General features: G+C 64.8%; 6 protein-coding genes and 1 pseudogene. 3 read left to right on the top strand and 4 right to left on the bottom strand.

All coding sequences use genetic code 11. The features are described 5' to 3' along the window. Positions 1 to 1350: choice-of-anchor U domain-containing protein (locus QT17_RS14100; RefSeq protein WP_039460362.1), on the bottom strand; the 1350-nt coding region annotated here is incomplete at its 3' end. Between the two features lie 617 nt (positions 1351 to 1967). Between QT17_RS14100 and QT17_RS12170 the strand changes: the two genes are divergently transcribed. Further along, a complete protein-coding gene (locus QT17_RS12170) occupies positions 1968 to 2231 on the top strand; it encodes a hypothetical protein (protein WP_039460361.1) in 264 nt (87 codons plus the stop codon). Between the two features lie 124 nt (positions 2232 to 2355). Here the strand turns inward: QT17_RS12170 and QT17_RS12165 are convergent, their stop codons facing one another. Then, positions 2356 to 2901, bottom strand: a complete 546-nt coding sequence (locus QT17_RS12165) for a Uma2 family endonuclease (RefSeq protein WP_039460364.1) — start codon at positions 2899 to 2901, stop codon at positions 2356 to 2358. Positions 2902 to 2973: 72 nt separating this feature from the next. Next, positions 2974 to 3054: pseudogene (locus QT17_RS13725) on the bottom strand (IS5/IS1182 family transposase); the annotation flags it as partial. 938 nt (positions 3055 to 3992) lie between these two features. Between QT17_RS13725 and QT17_RS13720 the strand changes: the two are divergent. Continuing rightward, positions 3993 to 5771, top strand: a complete 1779-nt coding sequence (locus tag QT17_RS13720; RefSeq protein ID WP_039460359.1) for a hypothetical protein — start codon at positions 3993 to 3995, stop codon at positions 5769 to 5771. Positions 5772 to 5815: 44 nt separating this feature from the next. On the opposite strand, the gene QT17_RS12155 is transcribed toward QT17_RS13720, so the two are convergent. Then, the gene (locus tag QT17_RS12155) at positions 5816 to 6901 is read right to left on the bottom strand and encodes a hypothetical protein (RefSeq protein WP_039460358.1); all 1086 of its coding nucleotides are present in this window, start codon (positions 6899 to 6901) and stop codon (positions 5816 to 5818) included. Positions 6902 to 7048: 147 nt separating this feature from the next. Here QT17_RS12155 and QT17_RS12150 point away from each other — a divergent pair, with 147 nt between their 5' ends. Continuing rightward, positions 7049 to 8044 (top strand): hypothetical protein, encoded by a 996-nt coding sequence (locus tag QT17_RS12150; RefSeq protein ID WP_039460356.1) that lies wholly within the window; start codon positions 7049 to 7051, stop codon positions 8042 to 8044. Position 8045: the final 1 nt, after the last annotated feature.

Genomic DNA, 8045 nt, shown 5'->3' with positions numbered 1-8045 from the left:
AAATCTTGACACGACCGGGTTGGATGGGGTGTAATAAGAGGTGTCAGTTTCCCGAAAGAAGACGGGTCCCGTTGCGTTCGCATCTCCCTTTAGATAGTCGTAGGTATCTCCGCTCTCTCCTGCTGCCACCACGGTGTTGGCCAAACGCACCCCCGCGGGGGTAAAGGCATACACCTTGACTTGAGTGTAAGTTCCGCAGGCGTAGGCCGCCTGGCTACGGTCTGGTGCTTCCGCCCAGGCTTGGATTTCTTGGCTATCGCAGATTACCTGTCCGAGGAGTTGAGGGGGTGCGTTTCTTTCCAAGCGGTAAACGCTGCTGCCGGCGAGGAAGAAACCCCCTTCGGGTGAGAGCTGATTGGGGTTTACCCCTGGGGGGAGAGGCGCTATGTACCGCGCGGTCCCCTGATCCAGGTTCAATGCGTACACATTGCCGTGAGCGATGAGAATGTCTGAGGCAACCCCTTGGAACCCCAATTCCGAGGGGCCTTTAAACGGGTATGAGGCTTCCAAGGTGAGGGAGGGTCGTGAGGGGCTTCCCTGGGTGACTTGGACCTGTATGTCTTGGTAGGTTCCTGTCAAACCGGAAGAGGCGAACACCCTGAGGGTATAGGTACCCGGGGGAACATCGGGACCCACACTCAACGTCAACCTTCCTTGGATAGGACTGGTGCCAAGAACAAAGCTAGCAGGGTAAAGGCTGAATCCGAAGGCCACATCGCCCCCATCCTGACGGTTCGGGTCTGGCACCACCGGAACCAGGATGACGCGATCCCGCAAGAAGCTACCGGGTTGTAGCGTCACCTGAATTTCAGCCACGCCCCCCTGGCTCACCTGGAGCGTTGTGGGGTAAAGCGCGAAGGGCTGACCACTCCCGCCCTGCGCCACCCCCAGGGCCACGGGGTCCCGCACCTGCCCGTTGGCCTGCCCGTCGGCGTCCAAGGGGCTCCCGTCTTGCACCCTGAAGGTGGCGGTGCGCCCCTGGAGCTGGGCCCCCGGGATGGGGTTGCACGCGCCGTTCAGGCACTTGAGGAGGACCGCCCCCTGGGGGATGTCCTGGGGGAAGGTGAGGGTCACGGTGAGGGTCCCCCCGGCCTGGGGGAGGCGGGCGGTGAAGGCGATGCCCCCGTAGGGGGTTTGGTAGCCGCTGGCGTTCACCTGGTCGTGGGAAGGCCCCTGGGTGAAGGTGCCCCCCTGGAGGGAGACCTGCACCGGGCCGCCTGGGGTGTTCACGGTGCCCGCTGTGCCGCCGTTACTTCCTCCACCGCCGCCATTGCCACCACCCCCCTGCCCCCCGCAGGCGGCGAGGAGGAGGGCGAGGCCGAAGCCCAAAAGCCAAAGCCTCTCCCGCATGGTCTCACCTCCCAGTAGGGACCCCTTCGGGTCCCTACCCTCATCCTCCCCAGGGGGGCTTACAGATACCTTAAACGCTCCCCGTCCGGGTTGGGCGGGAGCCCCGTCAGGCCTAAACCCCTTCCCTTCCTGTGGGCGAAGCTGGAGGAGGCGCGGAGGGGGAGGAAGGGGCCTCACCCCTCCATGGGTGTGGGGGGATGGCCTCGCCGCCCCCGGGAACGGCGAAGATTCGGCAACCCCGGCGTCCACTCCTCGCGCCCGCTCTCCCGCGCCAGTTCTCGCCGGCCGAAAAGGGCTCGTGGACGACTCCTCGGCGGAGGCGGGGCTGGAAAGGATCAGGGGTTTACACCCCCTGTAGACGCCCTGGGCGACGGATACCGTGACCGGCACCAGCCCCCTCGCGAGGGGTTCGGATCATGGGGCACCACCCTCCGGGAAGGGGGCAGCGCGGCCTGCGCTTTGGGGTGCACGCCAAGCGGGCGTGGGGGTATCCGCCCTGGGTGGGCCGGGGAACGGGGTGGCGGGGGATGCGATGCTGACCGAGCTAAAGGCCACCTCACCCCCCGGGAAGGGGTTGGGGAAGGGGGGTGAGGGATGGGGTGAAAACTCCCGGCCACATGAAACGGGTGAGCGTGAGGGAGCTAAAAAACCGCCTGGGATGCCACCTCGGGCTGGTGCGCGGGGGGAAGAACCTAGAGGACACGGACCGGGGCCGGTGCGTGGCTCCCTTGGCGCCTCAGGGAACGGGGCTACTGGACCGCCTCCAGGCCTTGGTCCTCCTCGGCCTGTTGGTGATGGGGGAAGGAAGGCTTCCGCCCCTCGGCCCCGTGGCCCGGGCCGGCGGGGGCGTGGCCGAGCTCCTGGTGGCGGACCGCGGGTGACCTGGGTGTTCTACCTGGATGCCCGTGCCTGACCAAAGCGGTGCGTGGGGAAACTCCTGTGGCGCGGCTGGGTGGCGGGTGGGATCCTTGGGGAAGGAGGTGCGAGGAGAGAGGGCAAAGGGGCTCACGGTTCTAGCCCGAAGTACACCTCTTTGAGGTCCAGGCGCCCCCCTAGGCAGGGAAGGGGAAGCTCGCCCTCCGCTTCCTGGTAAATCCAGCTGTCCTTCCCTCGCAAATAGCCCCCAATCCGGGGGACACGGGAGTCCACGAGGAGGTACGCCTGCAGGGTGGGCAGGCTCAGGTACTTGCGAAGCTTTTCCCTGCGATCCGTGGCTTCCGTGGACTCCGAGAGCACCTCCACCACCAGGCAGGGCTTTTCCTTGTAGTACTCCCCGGTGTCTTCCTCGCAGACCACCATGAGGTCGGGGTAGTACACCGTGGCCGCGTCCACCTTGAGCCGCATATCGCTCACGTAAAGGCGGCAGCCCTTCTTCCTTGCCAGGGGGCCTAGGATTAGGACCAGGTTCACCACCACCCGGTTGTGCCGGTCGCTGGCCCCGGCCATGGCGTGGGGGAAGCCTTCCACCAGTTCGTGCTTCACGGGGGCTTCCCGCTCTAGGGCTAGGTACTCCTCCAGGCTTAGGGGCCGCACCGCCTTGGCCACACCCATGCTCAAATTGTACGTGCTCTTGTCCTTTGGTTCAAAACGTTCGCCGTTGCCGCAGGCCGGGCTGGCCTGGCAGATCGCCTTGTAGCCCGGAGGAGGGGGAAGAAGGGAAGGGAGCATCCTGAGACCGTGGGCCAAAAGCTCTAGGAACGCCTGTAGCCCCCCAAGCGGTACTTGGTCCTGGTCACTCAAAGCGCACATTAGCGCCTTGGGCCCTCCACCAGGATGTGATGAGGGGTCAGCCTCTTTAGAGCTTGGCTCTCGCCGGGGAAAGCCGCGCTTGCCCAGGACTCTAGGATGCATATACTGCAAAAGGGCTTGCGCAAGGTAAGACCCCACCCTTGTCGTCAAGGGCAAGGAGGAGCAAAAGCCCACGACCTGGTCCTGAAAAGATGGAGAGGCGCTGACGCTAGGGGGAGGCTCGGGCAGAGGAAGTCTTGGAACACGAGGACACCCCCTCACCTCCACCGGAGCATCATCCTCACTGAGCTCCAGGAGGAGCTCCACCGGTTGTTGGGGTCGCAAAGCCTCAAGGAGCGCCCGGCCCTGGTGGAAAGCTTCTCCGCCAGGGAGAAGCATTTGTGGAGGCGGTGCAGTCCATCTGCGCCCTGGTGGGCTTGCGGAGCTCCGAGAAGGGCGCAGGTGGGTCTTCGTCTACCGGGACTTTGCCCACGGGTGAATCGATCCTCCGGTTCCCGGTGACCCCCTCCACCCCCGGGAGGATACCCTTATCCTCCTGGAGTTGTTCTTTGGGCAGGGGATGCACGCGAGCGCCCGCGGGCACCCGCGATCGCCCCAGATGCTGCCAATTACGCCCCCCTTTTCCCTCCCCAACCCTGTCCCCTGGTGTGCGTGTGCACGGGCGAGCATGCCCGGTCATCACCGGGGTTTCCAGGAGGGAGCGTGCCCTGGTTAGGGGCCTCGAGGCTTGCCTGCTGCCTTGCGGTGGCGGGGTGCTTTCTCGCCCTAGGAGGGGGCGACGGGGCGCCAAGACCTGGGCCTTTCCCGTTGGGGGCGGTTAAGGAATCTGTAAGCCTCCCTGGGGAGGATGAGGGTGGGGACCTGAGGAGGATCCCCCATTCGGAGGTGATGCCATGCGGAAGGCGCTTTGGCTTTTGGGTTTTGGGCTTGCCCTCCTCCTCGCTGCCTGCGGGGGGCAGGGGGGTACAGGTGGCGGTGGCGGTAACGGCGGCGGTGGGGGAAACGGCCAAACGCCCCCTGCACCCGTGGCAGGCGAGGTGTGGAGGGTGGTTTTTGCACCACACCACGGTGTCGCCTCTGGCAGCGGCCGGTTCGTGGTGGTGGGGGAGTCTGGCCTTATCCTCACCTCCCAGGATGGCCAGAACTGGCAGTTGGCAAACTCGGGGACCACGGAGCATCTCTATGGCGTTGCTTACGGCGCCAATCGCTTTGTGGCGGTGGGAGCTAAGGGCACCATCCTCATCTCCAGCGACGGCCAGACGTGGCAAGGGGTAAGCTCCGGAACCATGTATTCCCTGTATTCCCTGCATGGGGTAGTGTACGGCGGTAGCCAGTTCGTGGCTGTTGGCTTGAATGGCTTAATCCTTACCTCTACTGATGGCGAGACCTGGGAGAGAATAGACCTGGGGACTTCGCCAAACTTCACTGCTGTCACTTACGGTAGCGGTAAGTTTGTGGCGGTAGGAGAATATGGCACTATCTTTACCTCCTCCAATGGCCAGACCTGGCAACGGGCAAGCTCGGGGACCACGCAGCATCTCTATGGCGTCGCCTACGGCGGTAACCAATTTGTGGCGGTAGGAGAATTCGGCACCATTCTCACCTCCCCCGATGGCCAGAGCTGGCAAGTGGCAAACTCGGGGAGTACGGATGGCCTCTATGGCGTTGTTTACGGCGCTAATGGGTTTGTGGCAGTAGGGGCAGGGGGCACCATCCTCGTCTCCTCCGACGGTCAGAGTTGGCAGACGGTAGGCTCGGGGACCACCGAATCCCTTCTTGGCATCACCTATGCTGGCAACCAGTTTGTGGCGGTGGGGAAGGGGGGCATCCTTGTCTCCAGCGACGGTCAGGGCTGGCGGACGGTGATGCCAGGAACTGGGAGGTGGCTATATAGCGTCGCCTATGGGGCTAACAGGTTCGTGGCGGTGGGGCAGTATGGCGTTATCCTTACTTCTTCGGACGGCCAGACCTGGCGACTGGTAAACTCTGGGACGGGGGCGTGGCTCAACGATGTCACCTACGGTGGCGGTCGGTTTGTGGCGGTAGGAGATGGGGATTCCATCCTTACTTCTTCGGACGGCCAGACCTGGCGACTGGTAAACTCTGGGACGGGGGCGTGGCTCAACGATGTCACCTACGGTGGCGGTCGATTTGTGGCGGTGGCATCGGACGGCACCATTCTCACTTCCACGGACGGGGATACGTGGCAGGCGGTAAGCTCGGGGACCACGGAGCCTCTCACGGGAGTCACCTATGGCGGCGACCAGTTCGTGGCAGTGGGCTGGAATGGCACCGTTCTCACCTCCTATGACGGCCAAACCTGGCAGGTGGTGAATTCGGGAATCACGTCTAGCTTCTATGGCGTCGCCTATGGGGCTAACCAGTTCGTGGCAGTGGGATATGGTGAGATCTTCAGCTCCCCCGATGGCCAGAACTGGCAACAGGTGGGTCCCACACTCGCGCTCGGCTTATGTGGCGTCGCCCACGGTGGGGATCGGTTCGTGGTGGTGGGGGATTATGGCACCATCCTCACCTCCCAGGACGGCCAGAACTGGCAACGAGCAGACTCGGGGACCGGGACAGCCTTGTGTGGGGTCGCCTATGGGGGCAACCGGTTTGTGGCGGTGGGGTCGGGTGGCACCATCCTGGTCTCCCCTCCTCCCTCCAACTAGACCTTGAGCGTCTGAGCCGCAAGCCACCTTCTGCGGGGGTGGGCCTAGGCCCGCCCCCCCGTGGCCGACTCCCCGCTCCCCTCCCGCTCCTTCGCCAGGCGGGTTTCCAGGCCCTGGACCAGGGAGGGGAAGAGCCGCTCGGAAAACCCCAGGAGGACCGCCAGGCCGTAGGCCAGGGGAGGCTCCACCAGGCCCCTCAGGGCGGGGCCCAGCACCCCAGCCTCCAGGGCCAGCCGGAAGACCAGGACCCCCAGGAGGGCCAGAAGGCCCCCCAGGGCCGGGGACAGGTAAAGGGGAACCCAGTAGGCCCCGTAGTCCGTGGGCAGGCTCCCAGCCTGGACCACCTTCAGAAGGCGGGAGAGGAGCCCACCCCCAAGCCCCCCCAGGTAGAGGAAGAGGGGGTCCGGCCCGGAGGGCCACCACCAGGGCCAAAGGGCCCCGGGCCAGGCCAGCACCAGGACCCCGCTCAGGAAAAGGGCCAGGGCCAGGAGGAGGGTGGCCTTGTTGTGCAGGGTGAGGAGGCGGGCGTACTCCCTGTCCCGCCGGTCGTAAAGGGCCCCCAGGAACTCCGCCAGGAGGGCCCGGCGGTAGGCTACATTCCCCGCCTCCTCCTTCAGCTTCTGAAGAACCTCCTGGAGCTTGGCCATGGCCTCCTCCAGGGGCGCAAGCCCGCTCTGGCGCCCCAGGGCCGCCTCCATCCGCTCGCGCCACCCCTTGGCCTCCTCCTCGGGGAAGAGGGAGAGCTCCTCCAGGCCCCGCTCCAGCCGGGCCCGCACCTCCTCGTCCTCCAGAAGCTGGCTCAGCTCCCGCTCCACCCGGTGGAGGATGCGCCAGGTTCCCATCTCCCGGCTGCCGTTCCAGACGCCGGAGCAGAGGAGGTTGGGGGGGCGCTCCCCGAGCATCTCCCTGGCCTTGCCAAGGAGTTCCTTCAGGCGTTCCCTTTTCGCCGCGTCCCCCGCTTCCTCCAGCTCCAGGCGGCACGATAGTTCTTCCAGCTGGGCCTTGGCCAGGCGCCAGCTGGGCTGGGCGATGCCCACCACCCGCGCCGCGTGGACCAGGAGGGCGTAGGCCAGGGGGACGGCCAGGACGCCCCAGTTCGCCGCCAACCACGCCAGCACCTCTTGGGCCATGGGTTCCTCCCTTGCCCTCAGGGTAGCCGCCGGAGCCTACACCAGGCTTAACCGGGTGGCCTGGGGGGGCGGTTAAGGAATCTGTAAGCCCCCCTGGGGAGGATGAGGGTAGGGACCCGAAGGGGTCCCTGCTTGGGAGGTGAAACCATGCGGAAGAGGCTTTGGCTTTTGGGCTTCGGCCTCGCCCTCCTCCTCGCCGCCTGCGGGGGGCAAGGTCCAGGTGGGGAGAATGCTCAGGTGAGGGTGACTTTATTGGATCCCCAGAACGCTTTCCAGGGTGCCTACTACCGGGTGGGTGCAAGCTCCTGGCAATCCCTTACCTTTGTGGATGGCCAAGCCACTTTCCAGGCCAGCGGGGAGTACCAGGTGGTGGCCCGGTGCCAGGAGGAGGAAGGAGGCCGGATTTATCACGTCAAGGCCACCCCTTCCCAGATGCGCCAGGTGGTCATAAGGTGTTCCTCTCCCACGAGCGCCCCATACGCCAGGGTTCACCTCACGGTTCGGGTACCACCCAACATCGGCGGAACCCCGATTGAAGACAGCAACGCTGTGGTTGTGCACAGCCTTTTTGCGCAAATCTTCCTCCTCTCGGGATGGGCGATTTGGGGCACCGGTCAAATCGTTCAGTCCGGAGAAGCCAGCTTCAGTACCGGCTTTCCCCCTGGGCTCCAAGACATCGTCCTCGCCGTGAGACGCAACGATAACGCCCCTTGCCAGCAACCCATCGGGTGGAAACGGGTCAGGCTGGATGTGCAGAACAACGGCGACTATACGATTGACGAGAACGACTGGCAGCCTTTTGCGGCCACCCGTTCAATCAACGTGGTTGGGGGCGGCAGCCCGGCCTTGGCTTCCGCCTACGTGGCCTACTTCAAAGACGGGATGAAGAACCCGGCCTACTTAGGTCGCGCCTTCGGCACAACCGGTTGCTACGGCGCCCTGCCATCGGGCGAGGGGGGGGTGCACCTCGGTTTTGCCGTGTCCAGTCTTGACGTAAGCGAAAGTTCCTCACAGCGTTTCATCGTCCTTAAGGACACGGGAGGAGATGACTGGACGGTGGATATGCCTGAGCCCTGGCCGGGCGGTGCCCTCACCGTTTCGGGGACCACGGTCAGCCTGAGCTACCCAAATGCGCTAAGCTAAC

Origin of the sequence: Thermus sp. 2.9, assembly GCF_000794385.1 — a bacterium.
GTDB lineage: Bacteria > Deinococcota > Deinococci > Deinococcales > Thermaceae > Thermus > Thermus thalpophilus.
This window is presented reverse-complemented; position numbering and strand designations above follow the sequence as displayed.

Excerpts from the sequence above, each read along its gene's own strand:
- QT17_RS13720 (WP_039460359.1), top strand. The coding sequence starts at position 3,993 with ATGCGGAAGGCGCTTTGGCTTTTGGGTTTTGGGCTTGCCCTCCTCCTC.
- QT17_RS12165 (WP_039460364.1), bottom strand. The coding sequence starts at position 2,901 with ATGGGTGTGGCCAAGGCGGTGCGGCCCCTAAGCCTGGAGGAGTACCTA.
- QT17_RS12150 (WP_039460356.1), top strand. The coding sequence starts at position 7,049 with ATGCGGAAGAGGCTTTGGCTTTTGGGCTTCGGCCTCGCCCTCCTCCTC.
- QT17_RS12170 (WP_039460361.1), top strand. The coding sequence starts at position 1,968 with ATGAAACGGGTGAGCGTGAGGGAGCTAAAAAACCGCCTGGGATGCCAC.
- QT17_RS12155 (WP_039460358.1), bottom strand. The coding sequence starts at position 6,901 with ATGGCCCAAGAGGTGCTGGCGTGGTTGGCGGCGAACTGGGGCGTCCTG.